Consider the following 19,188-nt stretch of genomic DNA (forward strand, 5'->3'; position numbering starts at 1 on the left):
TGCGCTGCATCAATGAGATAAATTTAGATGGTAGACTAGGTCTGACTTATCTAGCATAAGCAAAGATACTAACCGAAGGTAGAGCCTACTACATCGTCCACAAAAGTAGGTATATAAAACTTGATAATGCAATATTAATCTACACTGCTAATCGTGGCAATCATTTCGTGTGTTTTTTCTTTGATTTCATTCGGAAAGTCTGACAAAGCATCGTCTTTCAGTGCCCACAAGCCTTGGTGTTCATACATTTCTGGCTGATAAAAGCACGATTTAATCGATTTTTCTTTCGTTTCAGATTTTGAAAAATAAGATTCAAATTGAGCATCAATCGATTCTACAATTTTTGCTAGCTGTTCTTTAGTGATGGTGTGTGTATTCATAATAGATCAACAAAAGAAGACGGCATGTGGTTTTCGATCTTATCTGTTTAAAATCAATTGCATTTACGGACGATTGCAAATTCATTTTATTGTTTTACCTTTATAAACTATCTATAGGTATGGCGTTAAACCAAGTTCTCTGTGAGAACGAACCGATTCACTTGGTGGGCAAGGTTCAAAGTTGTGGGAAATTAATTATTCTAAACGAGAGTCAAAAGATCGTTGGTCTGAGCGAGAATTGGAAAAATTATACCTTCATCGAAAATCTTTCGAGTTTTCTAAATCAGCCAGTAGGCGATTTTATCGAACATTCGGTACCATCGCAGCGTGAGCAGTTTCAAGCATTTATCGACGGTGTTGAGCCAAACTCCGATGAGCGCCACGTCTTACAAATAGAACTAGCCAATCAACAGCATATCGTAATAGCATATTCAGTATGTGACGACATATACATTGAATTTGAAGAAGTAGGTGATGTACATGCCTACTCCCTGCAATTGCCCTCTTTTACTAAGAAAATTAATCAAGCCGGAGAGCGAGTTTGGGACGCCTTGTGCGAAACAATTCGAACAATCATAGGATATGATCGCGTAATGATCTATCAATTTTTGGAAGACCATAGCGGACAAGTTATTGCAGAACGAAAAAGAGGCGATATTCCTTCTTACTTCGGATTTAGGTTTCCGGAATTTGACATTCCAAAACAGGCTCGCGCCCTTTATTTGCAGCATCATGTACGGCAGGTGTGCGACAGTGATGACCCAACCTATGCGATCATATCCAACCGAAAAGACGCATTTGACCTCACTACGTGCAACATACGTGCATTGTCACCTATTCATATTCAGTATTTAAAAAATGCAGGTGCACAAGCGAGTATGAGTTTTTCTATCATTGTGCAAGGTAAATTGTGGGGATTAGTAGCTTGTCAGCATAGTCAAGCACTACATATCGATTATCCTAAGCGTTCAATCGGATTAGTACTAGTGGAGTTTGCCGTCAACAAATACCTCACCATCTCGAGTGAGCAAGATCTGGAATTTGACCGTCGAATATCTTCCTTAGAGCTAAAGTTAAAAGAAAGTATGTTGATAAAGAGCGATGTTCTCACCGCTTTGCGATCAAGCATGCGCGAATTGGCCAAACTCATCGAAGCAGATGCTATTTTAGTCGTCAATAAAGATCAATTACAGGTACATGCCACCAGCTTAACCAACCATCAAATTCTTGAGTTACATCAGTTTGTTTCCAATAAAACTGATAAGCTGGTGTTTGAAGATCATTGTTTTGCCGTCAACTATGGAGATCAGCTGCCTTTTGATCTACCTTTTGCTGGCTTATTGCGTGTAGATATTGATTTGAGTCGCTCATTTAGCATCTATGCGCTACGCAATGAAGTAATTACCGAGGAGAAATGGGCCGGCAAGCCTGAAAAAATCATGGAGTATGACGCCAATCACGATTTATTTCGACCTTCTCCGCGACAGTCGTTTGCCGCATGGAGAAAGCAGATTCATCATACGGCGCCACAATGGACGGCAGACCAAATATCTGCATTGAAGCGTATCAGACAGCTCTTGAGAGAAAGTATGCTGCGAAAATCGGAAGAGATAAGTGGTCTTAATCAAGAACTCATACAATTAAATAATGCACTCGACACCTACTCATATACTGTGTCGCACGATCTGCGCAACCCCTTGTCATCGATCAAACTAACCAGTCAATTTCTTCAGAAAAAACTCGGCAAAGATCATGATCTAGTTGCCAGCGGAGCAACCAATATTTTGAACTCCGTGACAGTAATGGAAAATCTGATGGAAAAGATTTTCGAATTTTCTCGCGCAAAAGTTTATAAGTATGAACCAGAGTGGGTCGATGTATCTATCTCCATCCATAAGATTATTCAAGAGAATTTAGAACGATACGGAACGCATCATACAGATATTGAAATCAAAAACCTACTGCCATTGTATGGCGAGAAAACGCTGTTTCACCAAATTTTCGCCAATATAATCGGCAATGCTATCAAATATAGTAGCAAATCTGAGCGAGCGCATATCAGTATAAGTAGCTATATACGGAATAACACGGTTGCTTACAGTATATCGGATAATGGCATTGGTATCGACGCAAAGGAGCTCACGAATATTTACGATGTTTTCAAGCGGATGTCGAATTCAAGTGGATTTGAGGGTACAGGCGTTGGTATGGCAATTGTGAAAAGGATAATTGAGCGCCTGAATGCAACAATCGAAGTACAAAGCGAACTTCAAAAAGGCACTGTAGTTCATCTGGTATTCCCTAACGCAGATATTCCGATTGAAATGCTTCCTCATAGCATACAGGCCGGTTAACGTGCCGGCCTGATTTCCAATATCTGCTTAAAAATCTTCCTCAGGCAGTATTTCAGCAACCCTTCCTATACTCCCATCTTCTAGGCGTACTTTGATCCCACGGCTATGATAAGGCGCTGATGTTAGCAAATCTTTCACTACGCCCTCCGTTAATTTACCGGTACGCTGATCTTTCTTTAAGATAATATTTACCCATGTACCTCGCTTTATATCTGCTCTAGTTTTGCCGTCCATTACTGTGTATTTTCCCCAAAAATACAAAAACTTAAAGTGAGCACCAGCAGTATTATTTGAATTTCCAATGAGTATCTTCGCAAGATGGATCTCACACCAGAACAATTACAAGAAAAGCTGTTGAACAGGGAATACCCTGCAAGTATTCAGATTAATCCGGCTACTGTGGTCACTAATGCCAAACAGTTTCTGGCCATACAATTCCTCATGGTAGCCCATCACAAAGGTGATTTGCAACGGAGTGCCGCGTGGCAAAGATTGCAAGAATTCTACGCCGCTACACACGAAAACCCCTAGCTGGCTAATACTTCTTGAGAAAATCCCAAAAGGATTCTCTAACTTTAGATAAAGACGACACATTAACAACTTTGTTCACTTATGGCGACAACTGACAACACGTATTACGAAGGCCAAGTACTCTGGGCACAGATCGATGCCAATAGACATCTTCGGCATTCGGCTTATGCCGATTTTTGCGCGCAAGCACGGTCAAACATGCTGAAAAGCATTGGCCTGTCACTCACTGATTTTGCTAAAAATCAGATCGGCCCTATACTATTCCGAGAAGAACTTATCTATTACAGAGAGATTCATTTAGATGAATATATAAGAGTGGAAGTAGAGATGAATAAATACAACACGGTTAATTCTCGATTCTCATTTCGCCACACCATTTACAAAGAAAATGGTGTTAAAGCGGCGGAAGTGAATGTAGATGGTGCTTGGTTAGATTTAAAGACACGCAAATTAGTCGCCGTACCGACAGATTGGCAATCCTATTTAGATCGCATTCCTACATCGGAAGATTATGTGCAGATCGACCAATAAAGTATAATAATTACCGTCACACATGCTATTTTTAGTACCAACCCCTATCGGCAATCTGGAAGACATGACATTTCGTGCGATCCGCGTGCTGAAAGAATCCGATCTTATACTAGCTGAAGATACACGCACCAGCGCGCCAATGTTAAAACATTTTGGTATCGAGAAAAGAGTATTTGCCCACCATCAGCACAATGAACACAAAGCTGTACAGGAGATCATTCGTTTTTTGAAAGAAGGTCAGCAGATTTCATTAATATCAGATGCTGGTACTCCAGCCATATCAGACCCTGGCTTCCTTCTGGTTCGCGAAGCGATCAAAGAAGGCATTGAGATTCAGTGTCTGCCAGGAGCCACCGCATTTGTACCGGCTTTAGTGAATTCGGGCCTACCGAATGATCGGTTTTGTTTCGAAGGTTTTTTGCCCGTAAAGAAAGGCCGACAAACGCGGCTGATAGCGTTGAGCACCGAAAGCCGCAGCATGATTTTCTATGAATCGCCTCATCGTATCGGCCGTACGATTAACGATTTTATCCAATATTTTGGGGAAGATCGGCAAGCTTCCATATCACGCGAACTGTCAAAACTATATGAAGAAACTGTGCGAGGTACCCTAATAGAACTAAAACAACATTTCGAGCAAAATCCACCGAAAGGCGAATTTGTATTCTGCGTAGCCGGACAGGAAAGTTAGTACCGCATTTTACGTATCTTTGAGAAATACATAGCCTTCGTTTTAAACATTTTATAGATTAGAAATGAGTATCGAAAAATATACATGGGATGGCCAAGATGCCAAAGTTGTCGAGAAAATCCATGGTAAAATCCTGGATATGCTGACCTCTGGAGAATCCATCAACTATATCGCTGTGCAAAAAAAACCAGCGGTAACGCTATTACCGGACAGCATCACACTGAGTAACAAACGGATTTTTTTATGTGAATTTGCAAAATTGGGCTTGGCTACCAATTTTGAAATATTTTCGTGGCAAGATATCAAGGACATCTCTTTTAAGGAAGAAATATTTGGTTCTAAAGTGACCGTGATTCCATTTACGGGCGAAAACCTCACAGTAGATTATATCCCAAAAGTACAAGCGCGCAAACTGTACCAACTTATTAAAGAAGCTTTGGATACATTGCAAGACGCAAAAGGCAGTCCGAAAGTGACTGAAAGCACGCCTGCTACGCCACAGCCTACGAGTACGCCACCAGCACCAAAAGCTATTACATTTGATGATGCTGAAAGCAAGCTTCCTGGACAGCATGCGCCAAGTTTAGATCGCCCGGCGCCGACCGCAGTCGAGCCGCCACCTGCCACAACGCCAACACCTTCTTCGCCTAAAGAAGAAGACGATGAGAGTACAAAAAAACTGACTCGTTTGAAAAATCTGTTCGACAGACAACTCATCTCCCAAGCGGAATATGAAACGAAGAAAGCAGAAATTTTAAGAGACTTATAAACCGCATAATGCGCAACAAATATCTTTTGGCACTTTTAAGTGCCTTTTTATTGTGGTTTGCTTGGCCGCCTATTCCGTTTAGCAGCCCACTCCTATTTATCGGATTTGTACCCTTACTAATCGCTATAGAGCAGGTTATACGTGGAGATTTCTCACAAAAAGGCCGCAACGTATTTTTGCTGTCTTTTGCAACTGGAGCTGTGTGGAATACTGCTTGTATATACTGGGTGTACAATGCCATGAACGCATTTTTACCCGTTGGTGCTTCGCTATTGGTCGCGCTTATTCCGTTTTGCTTAGGCCCTTTACTGATGGCTCTGGCTTTTCGAGGATATTACGCATTGCGTAAGAAATGGAATATTTGGCTCAGCTTCCTTGGTCTTGTTTCCTTCTGGATCGCGTACGAATATTTGCACCAGACATGGGATCTGTCTTTCCCATGGATGACTTTAGGCAATGGTTTTGCATCAGCTCATCAGCTCATACAGTGGTACGAATACACTGGAGTATATGGTGGTACGGTATGGATCTGGCTTGTTAATATTTTGATTTTCCTCATTTTCTGGCAATACAAAATGCGGATCAATACGTATTCGTCACGTACATTAGCAATGATATTGGCCGCTGTCATTATCCTACCCGTTACCATATCCGTATGGCGTTATACGCAATACGAAGAGCACATCAATCCGTCACAAATCGTTGTGGTACAACCGAATATTGATCCTTATCAAAAATTTGGAACGATCACCCCAGATCAACAGCTCAATATCTTGCTAGATCTTTCACGTCAAGTTGCTCCACCAAACACGGAGTTTTTTGTGTGGCCAGAGACGGCAATATCTTCCCCAAGCGGTATTAATGAAGATGATTTTAGAGAATATTCGGCATATGATCGGATTTTCGAATTTTTGAATGAATATCGCAACGGTAATGTGCTCTCGGGAATCGAAAGTTACCGCATCTATTCGGATCAGCAGAGCATTACCGCGAGAAAATATAACGAAGGCGTATATATCGATCATTTCAACGCTGCGGTGTTGATCGATCAATCCAGTAAATTAGATTTTTATCATAAATCGAAATTGGTTCCCGGAGCGGAGCAGCTTCCGTTTGGAGAGATGATGGCTTTTATGAAACCGTTGTTTGCCCACTTTGGTGGCACTACAGGCGGATATGGTAGCCAAGCAGAACCCTCTGTTTTTTATTCGCAAAGTGGCATTGGCGCTGCACCGGTGATCTGTTACGAATCTATATGGGGCGATTATGTGGCTAAATATATTGAAGCTGGAGCACAATTTATTGCCATCGTAACGAACGATGGATGGTGGAGTGATACTTCTGGCAAAGATCAGCACTTTCAGTATGCGCGCCTTCGCGCTATCGAAAACCGCCGCTGGATCGTAAGATCGGCTAACACAGGTATTTCGGGGTTTATCAATCAGCGCGGCGATGTCGTACAAAAAAGTGACTGGTGGGTACCGGCCGCTTTGAGTCAAGAAATCAATCTGAATGAGGAACTCACCTTCTACACCCAATTCAAGGACCTCATCGCTTACGGCTTTTTGGTCACCGGTCTGCTTTCATGCATTTTATTATTTGTGCGACCTAAGAGATAATACGTTTTTGTTTTGTCATTTGCTATATTTGCGCCATGCAAGTTTATCTGGATAATGCCGCTACTACCCCGATCGATCCTTCGGTGATCGAAGTAATGGTAGAAGCTATGACAAAAAGTTATGGAAATCCATCGTCTATTCATGGACATGGCCGTGAGGTAAAGACAATGATCGAACGGGCACGCAAAACGGTTGCAAATCTGATCAATGCCTCACCTTCGGAGATTTTCTTCACTTCGGGTGGTACAGAAGCCGACAATATGGCAATCGTACGTGCGATCGAAGGCTATGGCATTACGCATGCAATTACGTCGCCTTTAGAACACCATGCGGTGTTGCATACTTTAGAAGAATTGGAAAAGGAAGGTAAAGTGCATTTAGACTTACTGCGTGTTTCTGAAAAAGGAGTAATTGATCTAGCACATTTGGAAGAATTGTTGGCTAAAAACCCAAAGACATTCGTATCGATCATGCATGCAAACAATGAGTTGGGTAATCTGACCGACCTTGCACGCGTATCGCAAATCTGCCAGCAATACGAAGCGATTTTCCATTCGGATACAGTCCAAACCATGGGTCATTATAAACATGATTTAAAAGATTTGCAGATCGACTTCATTACTGGTGCGGCACATAAGTTTCACGGACCTAAAGGTGTAGGATTTCTTTACATCAACGGAAAAAATAAAATAAAACCCTTGCTATTTGGTGGCGCGCAGGAACGCAACATGCGTGGTGGCACTGAAAATGTATACGGTATCGTTGGTTTAGCCAAAGCCCTGGAACTTGCTTACGAAGATATGGAGAGCCATCAGCAAACGATCCAAGAGCTAAAGTCGTACATGAAACAACTATTGATTGATCGCATTCCTGGCGTAGCTTTCAATGGTGTGACGGAGGACAGTGATTCGCTGTACACTGTACTGAACGTTTCCTTGCCTCCAAACAGTATGGCAGACATGATGCTATTCAACTTAGATATTAAGGGCGTATCTGCATCGGGCGGTAGTGCTTGTAGTTCGGGTTCCGATATCGGATCACACGTATTGCGTGGTATTGGCGCAGATCCTCAAAGACCGTCTGTACGTTTCTCATTTTGCAAATACAACACGCATGAGGAAATCAACTATGTCGTTGACGAAATCGAAAAACTCTATGTAAAATCATAAGTATGCAAAGCGGGCTTATCATTATCTGATAAGCCCGCTTTGGTATTTTACTTAATTTTATATCGTAATGCTCTGTATAGTAAGTTTATTAGCGTACTTTATCTAAAATATATTTTCCAGCAAGATTTCCGGTCATTTCTTTACCAGATAAATCCAGTTGACTCAATCTATCTTCTTCAATTTTATAATTGTAATCTTCGGTGTCTAGATGTAAAATATCTGCGTCTACCCGCCAAACGCCATCTCTACGAAATAATTCGTCACTCTTACCAACGTATTTATAATGCAATGAGTAGGTGCGATCTCTATTAAGCACTAACGTGGTTGATATCGCAGAACAATCTGCACATGGTAGATTCCCTTCGTAACGGCCTGAAAGATTGTATTTATGTCGAGTGCGATCCGCTGTTGATTCTACATCAGCATTAGCTTTATTATTGATACAGGATACCAACATAAAGCATGTAGCCAACAGGGAGATGATATGTAAGTAGATCCTCATGCGCATAAATTTCACACTTACTACACCCAAACAAAAAATGTACCATTCCCCTAATTTGTTTGCATAATTAACATTATATGATGTTTAACAATTATTCGTCGTCATCATCACTTTCTCCGATAGCCATCGCATACGCACCCCTCAACTCCCCCAAGGCGTGCATATTCCGTTTGCTCTGAGCTACTTTCATTCCTTGCTGATAAATTTCTAAGGCACGATCTAGCTGCTGCTGCTGCTCCAAAAATTTACCAAAATGATAGTACGTGCCCACGTAGTCAGCAAAACTCGATATTAGGCCTTCAAATCCAGCTAATGCATCATCCTTATTCTCTAATTTGACATGCTCCATCGTGATAGCATAATGTAAAAAAGGGTCTTTCGGCGATTCTTTCAATAACTGTTGTAATTGCACTAAACGTTCGTTCATATTTCAAAGTTAGCAAATTGAAGCGCTATTACGAAGAAGGAGAATAAAGACAATCGACCAGCACATTTACTATGCTAGCATAGATTTTGACATAAAATTGATATTTATGAAAAACACACCCAAATCACCTTAAAGAACAAGAATTTATAATATAATGAACTTATTATTAAACATAATACAACAAATAAGACAAAGAAATGTGTTATTAATAATTAAATAAAAAGAAATTGTAGAGAACAACACAACAATACAATGCAAGATTTGGTTATTAATACTGTAAGTTTGAGATAGAACGCACACACATTGTTTAAATATAAATTATGAGAATCCTAGTTTGCATTAGTCATGTGCCGGACACAACGTCCAAAATCACTTTCAATAGTGACCACACCGAATTCAACCAGTCCGGTGTACAATTTATCATTAACCCATACGACGAAATCGCATTATCGCGTGCTGTGGAGCTAGTTGAGGGAACTGACGGAACCGTTACGGTTATCAATGTCGGTGATGCTAGTACCGAGCCTACTATTCGAAAAGCATTAGCTGCTGGTGCTACTGATGCTGTACGCATCGATGCTGCACCTCGCGACGCATGGTTTGTAGCCAAGCAAATCGCGCAATATGCATCTGAACAATCCTTTGATTTGATTCTAACCGGACGTGAATCAATTGATTTCAATGGCTCACAAGTAGCAGCCTTAGTAGGAGAATTACTAAATATTCCATCTGTATCGATCGTAAAGAAATTTGACATTCAGGATCGCGATATTACTATTGAGCGCGAGATCGAAGGTGGCAAAGAAGTGCTGAGCACTCAACTGCCCGTTATCTTGGGCACAGCAGAGGGAGTCGCAGAGCCAAGAATACCCAATATGCGCGGAATCATGTCTGCCCGGACCAAGCCTTTACAAGTTTTGCCGGCAGTAGACGTGCCTACCTTAAGCACAATATCTAAATACGAATCTCCGGCGCCTCGTGGCCAGGTAGCTATGGTAGATGATGTGGAACAACTTGTAAACCTATTGCATACAAAAGCTAAGGTTTTATAATCAATACAAAAAAGAAAAAAATATCATGGCAATACTTGTATATGTAGAGAATATAGAGGGCAAATTTAAAAAATCGGCCTTCGAGGTCGTTTCTTACGCTAAAGCCATCGCTAATGAACAAGGAACCGATGTCACAGCGCTTTCTATCGGCAATGTCGCCGACGAAGAGTTGAACAAATTAGCAGGGTTTGGTGCTTCCAAAATTCTAAAGGTCGATCAAGATCAACTTAATCAGTTTATCAATAAAGCCTATGCCGCGGTTATAGCAGCTGCCGCTGCGAGCGAACAGGCAGATCTCATTATACTATCCAACTCTTTTAGTGGTAAAGGGCTTGCACCGAGATTAGCTGCCAAGCTGGAGGCCGGTTTGGCAGACGGCGCGATGGAGTTACCCACCTTTTCTGGGTCTGATCTGCAGGTCAAGAAGACTGCTTTCTCCAACAAAGCGTTTGCAACGGAAGTGATCACGGCAACTAAAAAAGTGATTGCAGTAAATCCTAACTCGCATGAACCTGTACGTGATGAAGCAAGCGCAACAATTGAAACACTTACTCCTTCATTAGATGCTGCCGACCTCAACATTGTGATTAAAGATATCGTACGCGCTACCGATAAAATTTCTTTACCAGAAGCAGAAATTGTTGTATCCGCGGGTCGTGGCTTGAAAGGTCCAGAAAACTGGGCCATAATAGAAGAACTTGCTGAGGTACTGGGTGCAGCAACCGCTTGCTCCAAACCCGTGTCTGATGCCGGCTGGCGCCCTCATTCGGAGCATGTGGGCCAAACTGGAATTGTAGTGAGTCCCAATTTGTATATCGCAATTGGCATCTCAGGAGCCATTCAACATTTAGCCGGTGTTAGTTCGTCTAAAACAATAGTTGTCATCAACAAAGATCCAGAAGCACCATTCTTCAAAGTAGCAGATTATGGTATTGTGGGCGATGCTTTAGAGATTGTACCAAAGCTGACCGCAGCGATACAGGCGCATAAAGCAAACTCCTAAGAAACAAATTGGTTAATTGCTGATTCAAAGGCAACCACGCTGTAAAAAATGGCCTGGTTGCTTTTTTTTGCTGTTAATATTCTCATCTTTGTAACGGAAACGGATCAACTTGGTCTTGGCCATCGAACAGAGATTTTTTCGAACGATAAAAAAGACTTCGCAAACGACCAACGGGACATTGTGCATGAAGAAAATACAATTAGATATCGTAGGACTATCCTACAGTCAAACCCAGTCTGGCGCTTACGCGCTAGTATTAGGCGAAGTAGGAGGCAACCGGAGGTTACCCATCATCATTGGTGGATTTGAAGCCCAAGCCATTGCGGTAGAAATTGAAAAAATGACCCCTAGCAGGCCACTGACGCATGATCTTTTCAAAACCTTTGCAGAAACATTCTTCCTAACCGTTTCTGAAGTATTGATTTATAATCTGGTAGATGGTATTTTCTACGCTAAATTACACTGTCGAAACAAAGAGCAAGTAGTTACGGAGATTGACGCACGCACCTCAGATGCTGTCGCTTTGGCGGTTCGATTCAAATGCCCAATCTATACCTACGACTTTATCATGAGCTCAGCTGGAATAGTAATTGAAGGCAACGATTTCGCTTTCTTGGAGAATATTGAACGCTTTGAGAGTACGCACACGGGCAACGTACAGCAGGATGAGCCTTCGGACAATAAAGATGCAAAGGCTAACAATACTGCTCAAAATGCACCAGCTCCCGTTTCGCCATACACTTCCTTATCTCTAGAACAATTAGAAATCAATTTGGAAAAAGCGATACAAAATGAGCAGTACGAGACCGCAGCGAAAATTCGCGACGAAATCGATCAAAGAAAAGCATAACAATCAAAATACATAGCATTTTTTCTTACTACTTTTTTATATGTCTATAAAATTGCGATTGACCATCATGAGTTTCCTCCAATTTTTTGTGTGGGGAGCGTGGTTGATTACTATTGGTGTCTACTGGTTTCAAAACAAAGGTTGGTCAGGCAATGATTTTGGAGCCGTATTTTCGACCTTAGGGATTTCTTCCTTAATAATGCCCGCGTTGACAGGTATTATTGCAGACAAATGGTTAAATGTGGAGAAGTTGTACGGTGTGCTGCACATCTTATTTGGTGCCATTTTTCTTTACCTGCCGCAAGTCGACGATCCAAACCAATTCTTTTGGATTATACTCGCGGCCATGTTTTGTTATATGCCGACCATCGCCTTATCCAATTCTATAGCCTACACTATTCTGGAGAAATCCAAGTTGGATGTCGTCAAAGTATTTCCGCCGATTCGTGTATGGGGTACGATCGGTTTTATCGCTGCGATGTGGGTGACCAATTTATCCGGAAATAAAGCATCCGAAGGTCAGTTTTACCTTTCTGCATTTGCTGCATTCGCTTTAGGGATTTATGCATTTACTTTACCTGCCTGTCCACCGTTGCGTTCGAAATCCGAAAAATCCACCTTGGCAGGACAGCTCGGATTAAAGGCATTTCGCCTTTTTGCGAACTACAAAATGGCGCTTTTCTTCGTTTTCTCGATGTTTTTAGGTGCTGCATTGCAGCTTACGAATATGTATGGCGATACGTTTCTATCCCATTTTGAATCGTATCCAGAATATGCCGATTCGTTAATCGTACGCAATTCGACCATCATTATGTCCATTTCTCAGATTTCAGAGACGGTTTTCATTTTAGCAATTCCATTCTTTTTGAAGCGATTTGGTATTAAGCAAGTGATGTTGATCAGTATGTTGGCTTGGGTATTGCGCTTTGCGCTATTGGCATACAGTGATCCAGCTGATGGCTTGTGGATGATCGTACTTTCATGTATTGTATATGGCATGGCCTTTGATTTTTTTAATATCTCGGGTTCTCTTTTTGTGGAAACTTCCACCACGCCAGATATCCGCTCTTCGGCTCAAGGTATGTTTATGATGATGACTAACGGTTTTGGTGCTATCTTAGGTAGCCGCCTGAGTGGTTATGCGATAGATACTTTCTTGCTAGATGCACAGGGAAACATGATGTGGACGGAGATTTGGCTTTGCTTTGCCGGTTATTCGCTCGTGATCGCCTTCCTATTCTCCTTTATGTTTAAGCATAAGCACGATCCGGCGATTGCCGCCTAACATTCCTTTAGAAAGATTTATTTCCAATCATAGACATTAATAAAACGGCAAATGCCTTAGGTTTCCCTAAGGCATTTGAAATGATGGTGGCGGCGCATCGGCTCCCCAATCTCTATTGGGGCGATCGCCCATCTGAAATTCTAACACGCCGCCTTGCGCCAATTCCTGGTGGGTAAACCAGGGTTTGTCCCAAGTTTTGCCATTAAGCGTTGCCGACTGTATGTATTTATTTTTGGCAGAACGTCCGTTTGCACGAATAGTGAATTCTTTGCCGTTTGATAATTTCATCGTGATGTTTTCGAAGAATGGTGTACCAATAGTATACACAGGAATACCTGGCGTTACAGGATAGAATCCAGCCATCGAAAAGACTAAAAACGCCGACATGCCACCGCCATCTTCATCACCAGGCATGCCCATCAAATCATTTCTAAACCATTGATGGATCAAATCATCAATTCGCTTTTGCGACATCCACGGCTTGCCCGAGAAGTTATACAAATATGGAATGTGCAAGCTCGGCTCGTTGGCCATCGAAAATTGGCCGACGTTGCCGGTATGATCGGGCAATTGGCTGTAAAATTCAAATTTGCTTTTGCCAAGCGGTTCGCGGAAGGTGCGATCCAGCTCGTAATTAAATTGCTCCTTACCACCCATCAACGAGATCAAATCACTGACATTGTGTGGTACATCCCAGCGGTATACCCAACCGTTGTTTTCTCCATAATATTCGCGCGCACCTTGTCCACCATCATAACGGTAATCGAATGGCATAATAAATTTTCCGTCTTTATCTTTCGGGTGAAAGAATTTCGTTTCGGCATTATACAAGTTACGGTAGTTTAAGGCATTTTTCAAGAACAAATCAGCATCGGTAGTATGTCCCAGCGCTTGCGCCAATCTTCCCAAAGCCCATTCATCGTACGAAGTACCTAATGTAACGGCAATCGGCTGACGTCTTTCAAAACGATGTACTTCGGGCACCGTTTCTTCTTCACCCGGATATAATGCCGGAATGTAGCCATGTTTTTTATAAAAATCATCTAACCAACCGGCAGGTGCAGCCGACCAGGGAGCCAGTGTTTTCTCCTGTACGGCACGTTTCCCACTTTCATACGCTTTGTCGATTTCAAAGCTGCACAATCCTTTGGCGTACGCATCGGCAACCGTCACGACGCCGTGATTAGAATTCATTCTTCTAGAATCGCCTGTAATCTCTGGGAATGTTGGCATCCAGAATTGATCCATTTGCTCTGCCATGCGTACATACGATTGTAAAATATCTGACTCTACTTTCTCATCAATCAACAAGCGTAATGGATGTGTAGCACGATATGTATCCCAAATCCAGTCATCGGTATAGAAAGGACGAGAATCCGTGTGTACTTTGCCATCGAATGCACTAAAATAGCGATCGTCTTCACTGATATTTACAGGACGTTCAAAACATCGGTACAAAGAGGTGTAAAATACAGCGCGATCATCGGCTTTGCCGCCAGCAACCTGTACGGTAGATAGGCTTTCATTCCAGATATCGCGACCGGTATTGGCAACGCGTTGCACATCAAAGTGCGAAATCTCGCGTTGCAAATTGCGCTTGGCTTGCTCGGCATCGATAAATGAGATACCATATCGAAAATGCAAAGGCTGATCGCCTTTTGCGAAAGTAAACACCACAGCGGCTTGCTTGCCCGAGATTTCTGTTTTCTTGGTCAGTAATTTTCCATTCTCCAAGACCCCAGAAGAAGCGGCTTTCTGGTCAAACTCACCATATAAATATACGGTAGTATTATTTTGAAGTTGCTGCGAAGCGATTATGCTATTACCTTTGATCTGTACGCTACCCGATCCAGAGTTAAATACGATAGACTTATCTTTTCCTAGTAGAAAGTTCAACGCATAAATACCAGACTGATGCGATGGTGCATATTGTACGTCGATTTGTTCATCCAACAATGATACCCCATAGTAATAAGGTTTGATCTCTTCGTTGTCATATGCATACGGATAGACATTTTTCCACGATTCTTGCGCTATGCTGTTCACCGGACTAAGATTGAACGCTGAACGCCCGCGATGACTCGTGACGACCAAAGGCAATCCGCGTAACTGATCGGTCGTAAAGTCATTGCGCTCTGGATATACGCGAAGCATACTATTGGGCAAATGAACTGTCGGGAAAGTAGGTACCAATAGGTGACTGATATTTCCCATATATGGATTTACGTAATCTACCGGTGTTTTGGGTTTTTGATTCACCGGATCGGATTGAGCAAAAGTACCCTGAGAGAGCGCTATTGCACTTGATAACAAGAGTACGGATTTCAACTTAAACATAATTAGTTTATTTTTTTAGTGTTTCAATATAGGGATAATATATAAGTCTGGCGATACAAAAACGTTTTAGTGAATTATGAAAGTGATATTTGCACTATCTAGAGATTCTCTATGCATTTATTCTCAAAGGTTTTTTGCAACATAACGAAAAAATTGTGTTTACAAATCTCATGGTATAGCGGTTTAGTAGCGTTTATTGCAGATTTGATAGCGAAAGATAACAAGTGATAAAAAATATTTAAAAATAATTCGCACGTCAGATAATATTGATATTCAAGTCGGCGTTATATATGTAAATTTTCATAATTTAGGTTAATAATTGGTTTGGTTTAAATCCCGTAGCTCCCCGCTACGGGATTTATTTTTCAGCTATAGCCAAGCGGATTGTGCATTTTACCGATTTTTCATTTTCTATCTATTTTTCTGCCGAGCTAATCCATTCATTCACCGAAAAAATCCTGCTCCTGATCTATTATGCATTCTCTATGGAGCGTTTACGTGCTACTTTTGAACCATAGAAACAAACAAAAAACTTTAAAACATAGAAATCATGAAAAAATCAATCACCATCATCACAGCAGCTTTATTAATGATCGTAAGCTTCTCATCTTTCGCCGCAGCTCCTATTCATGCAGGCGCGTCTAACACATCTAACAAAACCTTGTCGGCTTATGTTGCATCGCTTACAGAGGGGCTTCACGATTACAACAAATTGTTGTTCACCAAAGACTTCGAGTACCGCAACGCAACTGACGTAACGGAAACTACGTATACCCGCAAGCAATATTTGCAATTCTTGAAAGCTAACAAAGGTTTAAAATTTGATTGTGTTACTAGCTACCAAGTTTTGGATGAAACTGGCAATACGAGTTTGGCAAAAGTAACGATGGCATTCAAAGAATTTACACGAGTGGATTATGTAACTCTGCACTCCACTAGTGAAGGCTGGAAAGTTAGCAAAGTAATTACCACCTACCCTACCGATAAAAAGTAGCTCGGCAAAAAGCACTTCATACTACCATATCGCAAAAAGCGCTTGATGAATAAGCTTATTCATCAAGCGCTTTTTGCGGTGAAGATGGATGAAAGGTTATTTATCTAACAACTTTGCCAGCAATTGATGTAGCTCCTCACCTACTACATTGCGCGCTACGATGGTGCCATTAGAATCGATCAGAAAGTTGGAAGGGATAAAACGAACACCATACAAAGCAGGAGCTTCGGTATCCCAAAAATCAAGATCTGATACCTGTGTCCAATCCAGTTTATCATCTTCAATAGCTTTTAGCCAGGAGGATTTGGTACGATCCAGCGAAACGCCAAATACATCGAATCCCTTGTCTTTGTATTGCTGATATGCTTTGACGATATTTGGATTTTCTGCTCGACAAGGCGGACACCAGCCAGCCCAAAAATCCAACAACACGTAATTGCCTTTGCCCAATTGATCAAAGAAGCGCACTTGATTACCTTCGGGATCAGTAGAAACAAAGTCAATTGCCTTCTTGCCAGGCAAGACCGCTTCTTGCTTAGTAGCCAAATCGTTGAGAATCTGTACATACTGGGTATTGGCTAAGGAAGGATCTAGCAGTGCCACATGTTCTCTAATTTCTTGCGGAGAGAGGTCGTATGAGTAGTTTCGAAATAAAGCAAAGGCTGCTACGATTGATTGGGGATCCTCTTTAATAAAATCTTTTGCCGTGATTTCACTAGCTCTCGTTTTGTATGCATCAAATTGTGCCTGCCATTTGGATCCAGATACTTTTGCTTTTCTCAAATCCTGATCTTTAGCCACCGTGATTTTGGTAGGTTGATCGTCCAAAAACACTTGCAATTCTGTACCACTAGGCTGTAAGCTTAAACCATATAATTCTGGTAGCGGAACTGCGGTCTTGAAAGCGAACTTTCCTTTGACCACTTGTGCAGAATCAACTAGTTTAAAGACCTTATTGTCGTAGCGTTGTAAGTAGATAGTGCCATTTTTCAATCCTTTTATCGTACCGGATAAGTTTAATGGGCGACTTTCTTGGGCATAGCCCATAGCAAGTATTCCTACTAGAAAGCTGATGAATACAATTAGTTTTTTATACATGTTAATTAGTATTATAAGTAAATGACGTTGAATAGATCTGCGGATAGGCGAAAGCTATTTTTCATGCACGAAGTTAGCCATATTTCAATAATCTACCAAATTAGTATACATTAATATTAACCCTAACTTCGCTGTGCCTGACTATGCTGCCAGAAAAATATGACAACCGCATCACTATCCCAATAAAATCACTAACTTAAGAAATATTAAAAACCATTCTGATGGTCAACTGTTTACTAAAAACCTATTGAACTAAAAAATACTTCCCTATGAATAATTCTCGTCGTCGTTTTCTACAACAGCTTACATTGTCTGCGCTTGCAGTCCCTGCTTTAAATGCCTATCCCTTTCCGCTATCGCATCAGTCATCTGGCTTAGCTAATGACAAACCTATTTTAAAAGTGGCGCTAATGGGATTGGGCGGTTACGCAGAACGCGTAGCAGAAGCTATGCAATCCTGCACGCGTGCAAAGATTACGGGATTAATTAGTGGTACACCAGAAAAGTTAAAAACTTGGGGCGCGAAATATAACGTTGCGGAAGGTAGTCGTTATAATTATGAGAATTTTGATCAGATTAAGGATAATCCAGAAATTGATGCCGTATATATCATCACGCCAAACGCCTTGCATCATAGCCAAACGCTTCGCGTAGCCAAAGCAGGCAAGCACGTGATCTGCGAGAAACCGATGGCAATCAATGCACAAGAAGGACAAGAAATGGTGGATGCTTGTGCCGCAGCTGGTGTACAATTATTGGTAGGCTATCGTATGCGTTTCGAACCAAATACCCTGAAAGCGGTAGAAATGCGAGAAACAGGCAAGCTAGGAAAAATCAAGTTTTTTCAAGGGCAAACCGGTTTTAAAATCGGCGATCCGAATCAATGGCGTGTCAATAAGGAACTTGCAGGCGGAGGTTCGTTAATGGATATTGGTATTTATGCAATCAATGGTGCTCGCTACATGGTCGGCGAAGATCCGATTTGGGTAACAGCGCAGGAAACAAAGACGGATTTTGAAACATTTAAAGAAGGAGTCGATGAAACGATTCTATTTCAATTGGGTTTTCCTAGCGGTGCTGTCGCTTCCTGCCTTTCTACTTACAGTATGAATCACCTTGATCGCTTTTATTTGGTGGGCAACGATGATTTTGTAGAGATGCAACCTTCGACCGGATATGGCCCAATAAAAGGGCGCACGAAAAACGGGCCGTTGAACCAACCTCACACCGTTCACCAAACGGTACAAATGGATGAGATGGCACAGATTATTTTAGAGGGCAAAAAACCCATATTGCCGGTAGATGGCAAGGTTGGTCTGCAAGATTTGAAAATTATCGATGCGATTTATCGCTCTTGCGATACAGGACAACGACAGGAATTGCAATTAGGATAAAAAATAGTTATTCAATCGACTCGTACCGGAATCTGCATTCATGAGATGCGGATTTTCCGGTATACTAAATGCAACAGCTAATCAAATAGTTCTCCATCGCTCTTTGCATAGTTTACAATTAATTAACACATCATCACCATTAACATAATCTAGGATTAATCTCTTGATAACATTCTGCTTATAGATTTGCAACATAATATTA

General features: G+C 41.6%; 19 protein-coding genes. 13 read left to right on the forward strand and 6 right to left on the reverse strand.

Going from position 1 to position 19,188, the window contains the following annotated elements; translation table 11 throughout:
- Positions 1–134: 134 nt before the first annotated feature.
- The gene (locus A0125_RS14340) at positions 135–380 is read right to left on the reverse strand and encodes a hypothetical protein (protein WP_066757804.1); all 246 of its coding nucleotides are present in this window, start codon (positions 378–380) and stop codon (positions 135–137) included.
- Positions 381–499: 119 nt separating this feature from the next.
- Between A0125_RS14340 and A0125_RS14345 the strand changes: the two genes are divergently transcribed.
- Positions 500–2,734: a GAF domain-containing sensor histidine kinase gene (locus tag A0125_RS14345; RefSeq protein ID WP_066757807.1), complete on the forward strand. Its 2,235-nt coding sequence runs from the start codon at positions 500–502 to the stop codon at positions 2,732–2,734.
- A 27-nt stretch (positions 2,735–2,761) separates the two neighbouring features.
- Here the strand turns inward: A0125_RS14345 and A0125_RS14350 are convergent, their stop codons facing one another.
- Positions 2,762–2,968, reverse strand: a complete 207-nt coding sequence (locus A0125_RS14350; RefSeq protein ID WP_066757815.1) for a YwbE family protein — start codon at positions 2,966–2,968, stop codon at positions 2,762–2,764.
- Between the two features lie 84 nt (positions 2,969–3,052).
- On the opposite strand from A0125_RS14350, the gene A0125_RS14355 reads away from it, so the two are divergent.
- The 6 genes from A0125_RS14355 (at position 3,053) to A0125_RS14380 (ending at position 8,044) form a co-directional block, all read left to right on the forward strand.
- Positions 3,053–3,265, forward strand: coding sequence for a DUF6965 family protein (locus A0125_RS14355; protein WP_066757818.1), 213 nt, complete (start codon positions 3,053–3,055; stop codon positions 3,263–3,265).
- A gap of 81 nt (positions 3,266–3,346) precedes the next feature.
- Positions 3,347–3,796, forward strand: a complete 450-nt coding sequence (locus A0125_RS14360; RefSeq protein WP_066757825.1) for an acyl-CoA thioesterase — start codon at positions 3,347–3,349, stop codon at positions 3,794–3,796.
- A 22-nt stretch (positions 3,797–3,818) separates the two neighbouring features.
- On the forward strand, positions 3,819–4,487 hold the full coding sequence (rsmI, locus tag A0125_RS14365) for a 16S rRNA (cytidine(1402)-2'-O)-methyltransferase (protein ID WP_066757830.1): 669 nt from the start codon (positions 3,819–3,821) through the stop codon (positions 4,485–4,487).
- 64 nt (positions 4,488–4,551) lie between these two features.
- On the forward strand, positions 4,552–5,256 hold the full coding sequence (locus A0125_RS14370; RefSeq protein WP_066757832.1) for a PH domain-containing protein: 705 nt from the start codon (positions 4,552–4,554) through the stop codon (positions 5,254–5,256).
- 8 nt (positions 5,257–5,264) lie between these two features.
- Positions 5,265–6,875: an apolipoprotein N-acyltransferase gene (gene lnt / locus A0125_RS14375; RefSeq protein WP_066757834.1), complete on the forward strand. Its 1,611-nt coding sequence runs from the start codon at positions 5,265–5,267 to the stop codon at positions 6,873–6,875.
- A 35-nt stretch (positions 6,876–6,910) separates the two neighbouring features.
- A complete protein-coding gene (locus A0125_RS14380) occupies positions 6,911–8,044 on the forward strand; it encodes a cysteine desulfurase family protein (protein WP_066757843.1) in 1,134 nt (377 codons plus the stop codon).
- 88 nt (positions 8,045–8,132) lie between these two features.
- Here the strand turns inward: A0125_RS14380 and A0125_RS14385 are convergent, their stop codons facing one another.
- Positions 8,133–8,546, reverse strand: a complete 414-nt coding sequence (locus tag A0125_RS14385) for a copper resistance protein NlpE (protein ID WP_197464890.1) — start codon at positions 8,544–8,546, stop codon at positions 8,133–8,135.
- 91 nt (positions 8,547–8,637) lie between these two features.
- Positions 8,638–8,973, reverse strand: coding sequence for a hypothetical protein (locus A0125_RS14390; RefSeq protein WP_066757849.1), 336 nt, complete (start codon positions 8,971–8,973; stop codon positions 8,638–8,640).
- A gap of 320 nt (positions 8,974–9,293) precedes the next feature.
- On the opposite strand from A0125_RS14390, the gene A0125_RS14395 reads away from it, so the two are divergent.
- From A0125_RS14395 to A0125_RS14410, 4 genes are all read left to right on the forward strand, one after another.
- Entirely contained in the window at positions 9,294–10,025 is a 732-nt protein-coding gene (locus A0125_RS14395) for an electron transfer flavoprotein subunit beta/FixA family protein (RefSeq protein ID WP_066757852.1), read from the forward strand.
- A 25-nt stretch (positions 10,026–10,050) separates the two neighbouring features.
- Entirely contained in the window at positions 10,051–11,028 is a 978-nt protein-coding gene (locus A0125_RS14400) for an electron transfer flavoprotein subunit alpha/FixB family protein (RefSeq protein WP_066757855.1), read from the forward strand.
- Positions 11,029–11,212: 184 nt separating this feature from the next.
- Positions 11,213–11,878 (forward strand): bifunctional nuclease family protein, encoded by a 666-nt coding sequence (locus A0125_RS14405; protein ID WP_066757858.1) that lies wholly within the window; start codon positions 11,213–11,215, stop codon positions 11,876–11,878.
- Positions 11,879–11,918: 40 nt separating this feature from the next.
- Entirely contained in the window at positions 11,919–13,163 is a 1,245-nt protein-coding gene (locus A0125_RS14410) for a nucleoside permease (protein ID WP_066757861.1), read from the forward strand.
- 66 nt (positions 13,164–13,229) lie between these two features.
- Here A0125_RS14410 and A0125_RS14415 read toward each other — a convergent pair whose 3' ends face one another.
- Positions 13,230–15,500, reverse strand: coding sequence for a GH92 family glycosyl hydrolase (locus A0125_RS14415; protein ID WP_066757863.1), 2,271 nt, complete (start codon positions 15,498–15,500; stop codon positions 13,230–13,232).
- 550 nt (positions 15,501–16,050) lie between these two features.
- On the opposite strand from A0125_RS14415, the gene A0125_RS14420 reads away from it, so the two are divergent.
- Positions 16,051–16,494 carry a nuclear transport factor 2 family protein gene (locus A0125_RS14420; protein ID WP_066757865.1) on the forward strand — a complete coding sequence of 148 codons (444 nt, stop codon included), beginning with the start codon at positions 16,051–16,053 and terminating at the stop codon, positions 16,492–16,494.
- Between the two features lie 96 nt (positions 16,495–16,590).
- On the opposite strand, the gene A0125_RS14425 is transcribed toward A0125_RS14420, so the two are convergent.
- Positions 16,591–17,592, reverse strand: coding sequence for a TlpA disulfide reductase family protein (locus A0125_RS14425; protein WP_066757867.1), 1,002 nt, complete (start codon positions 17,590–17,592; stop codon positions 16,591–16,593).
- Between the two features lie 269 nt (positions 17,593–17,861).
- On the opposite strand from A0125_RS14425, the gene A0125_RS14430 reads away from it, so the two are divergent.
- Positions 17,862–18,986, forward strand: coding sequence for a Gfo/Idh/MocA family protein (locus A0125_RS14430; protein WP_066757871.1), 1,125 nt, complete (start codon positions 17,862–17,864; stop codon positions 18,984–18,986).
- Positions 18,987–19,188 lie beyond the last annotated feature (202 nt).

Origin of the sequence: Sphingobacterium populi (genome assembly GCF_001586775.1) — a bacterium.
Lineage (GTDB): Bacteria > Bacteroidota > Bacteroidia > Sphingobacteriales > Sphingobacteriaceae > Sphingobacterium > Sphingobacterium populi.

Excerpts from the sequence above, each read along its gene's own strand:
- A0125_RS14340 (WP_066757804.1), bottom strand. The coding sequence starts at position 380 with ATGAATACACACACCATCACTAAAGAACAGCTAGCAAAAATTGTAGAA.
- A0125_RS14345 (WP_066757807.1), top strand. The coding sequence starts at position 500 with ATGGCGTTAAACCAAGTTCTCTGTGAGAACGAACCGATTCACTTGGTG.
- A0125_RS14350 (WP_066757815.1), bottom strand. The coding sequence starts at position 2,968 with ATGGACGGCAAAACTAGAGCAGATATAAAGCGAGGTACATGGGTAAAT.
- A0125_RS14355 (WP_066757818.1), top strand. The coding sequence starts at position 3,053 with ATGGATCTCACACCAGAACAATTACAAGAAAAGCTGTTGAACAGGGAA.
- A0125_RS14360 (WP_066757825.1), top strand. The coding sequence starts at position 3,347 with ATGGCGACAACTGACAACACGTATTACGAAGGCCAAGTACTCTGGGCA.
- rsmI (WP_066757830.1), top strand. The coding sequence starts at position 3,819 with ATGCTATTTTTAGTACCAACCCCTATCGGCAATCTGGAAGACATGACA.
- A0125_RS14370 (WP_066757832.1), top strand. The coding sequence starts at position 4,552 with ATGAGTATCGAAAAATATACATGGGATGGCCAAGATGCCAAAGTTGTC.
- lnt (WP_066757834.1), top strand. The coding sequence starts at position 5,265 with ATGCGCAACAAATATCTTTTGGCACTTTTAAGTGCCTTTTTATTGTGG.
- A0125_RS14380 (WP_066757843.1), top strand. The coding sequence starts at position 6,911 with ATGCAAGTTTATCTGGATAATGCCGCTACTACCCCGATCGATCCTTCG.
- A0125_RS14385 (WP_197464890.1), bottom strand. The coding sequence starts at position 8,546 with ATGAGGATCTACTTACATATCATCTCCCTGTTGGCTACATGCTTTATG.
- A0125_RS14390 (WP_066757849.1), bottom strand. The coding sequence starts at position 8,973 with ATGAACGAACGTTTAGTGCAATTACAACAGTTATTGAAAGAATCGCCG.
- A0125_RS14395 (WP_066757852.1), top strand. The coding sequence starts at position 9,294 with ATGAGAATCCTAGTTTGCATTAGTCATGTGCCGGACACAACGTCCAAA.
- A0125_RS14400 (WP_066757855.1), top strand. The coding sequence starts at position 10,051 with ATGGCAATACTTGTATATGTAGAGAATATAGAGGGCAAATTTAAAAAA.
- A0125_RS14405 (WP_066757858.1), top strand. The coding sequence starts at position 11,213 with ATGAAGAAAATACAATTAGATATCGTAGGACTATCCTACAGTCAAACC.
- A0125_RS14410 (WP_066757861.1), top strand. The coding sequence starts at position 11,919 with ATGTCTATAAAATTGCGATTGACCATCATGAGTTTCCTCCAATTTTTT.
- A0125_RS14415 (WP_066757863.1), bottom strand. The coding sequence starts at position 15,500 with ATGTTTAAGTTGAAATCCGTACTCTTGTTATCAAGTGCAATAGCGCTC.
- A0125_RS14420 (WP_066757865.1), top strand. The coding sequence starts at position 16,051 with ATGAAAAAATCAATCACCATCATCACAGCAGCTTTATTAATGATCGTA.
- A0125_RS14425 (WP_066757867.1), bottom strand. The coding sequence starts at position 17,592 with ATGTATAAAAAACTAATTGTATTCATCAGCTTTCTAGTAGGAATACTT.
- A0125_RS14430 (WP_066757871.1), top strand. The coding sequence starts at position 17,862 with ATGAATAATTCTCGTCGTCGTTTTCTACAACAGCTTACATTGTCTGCG.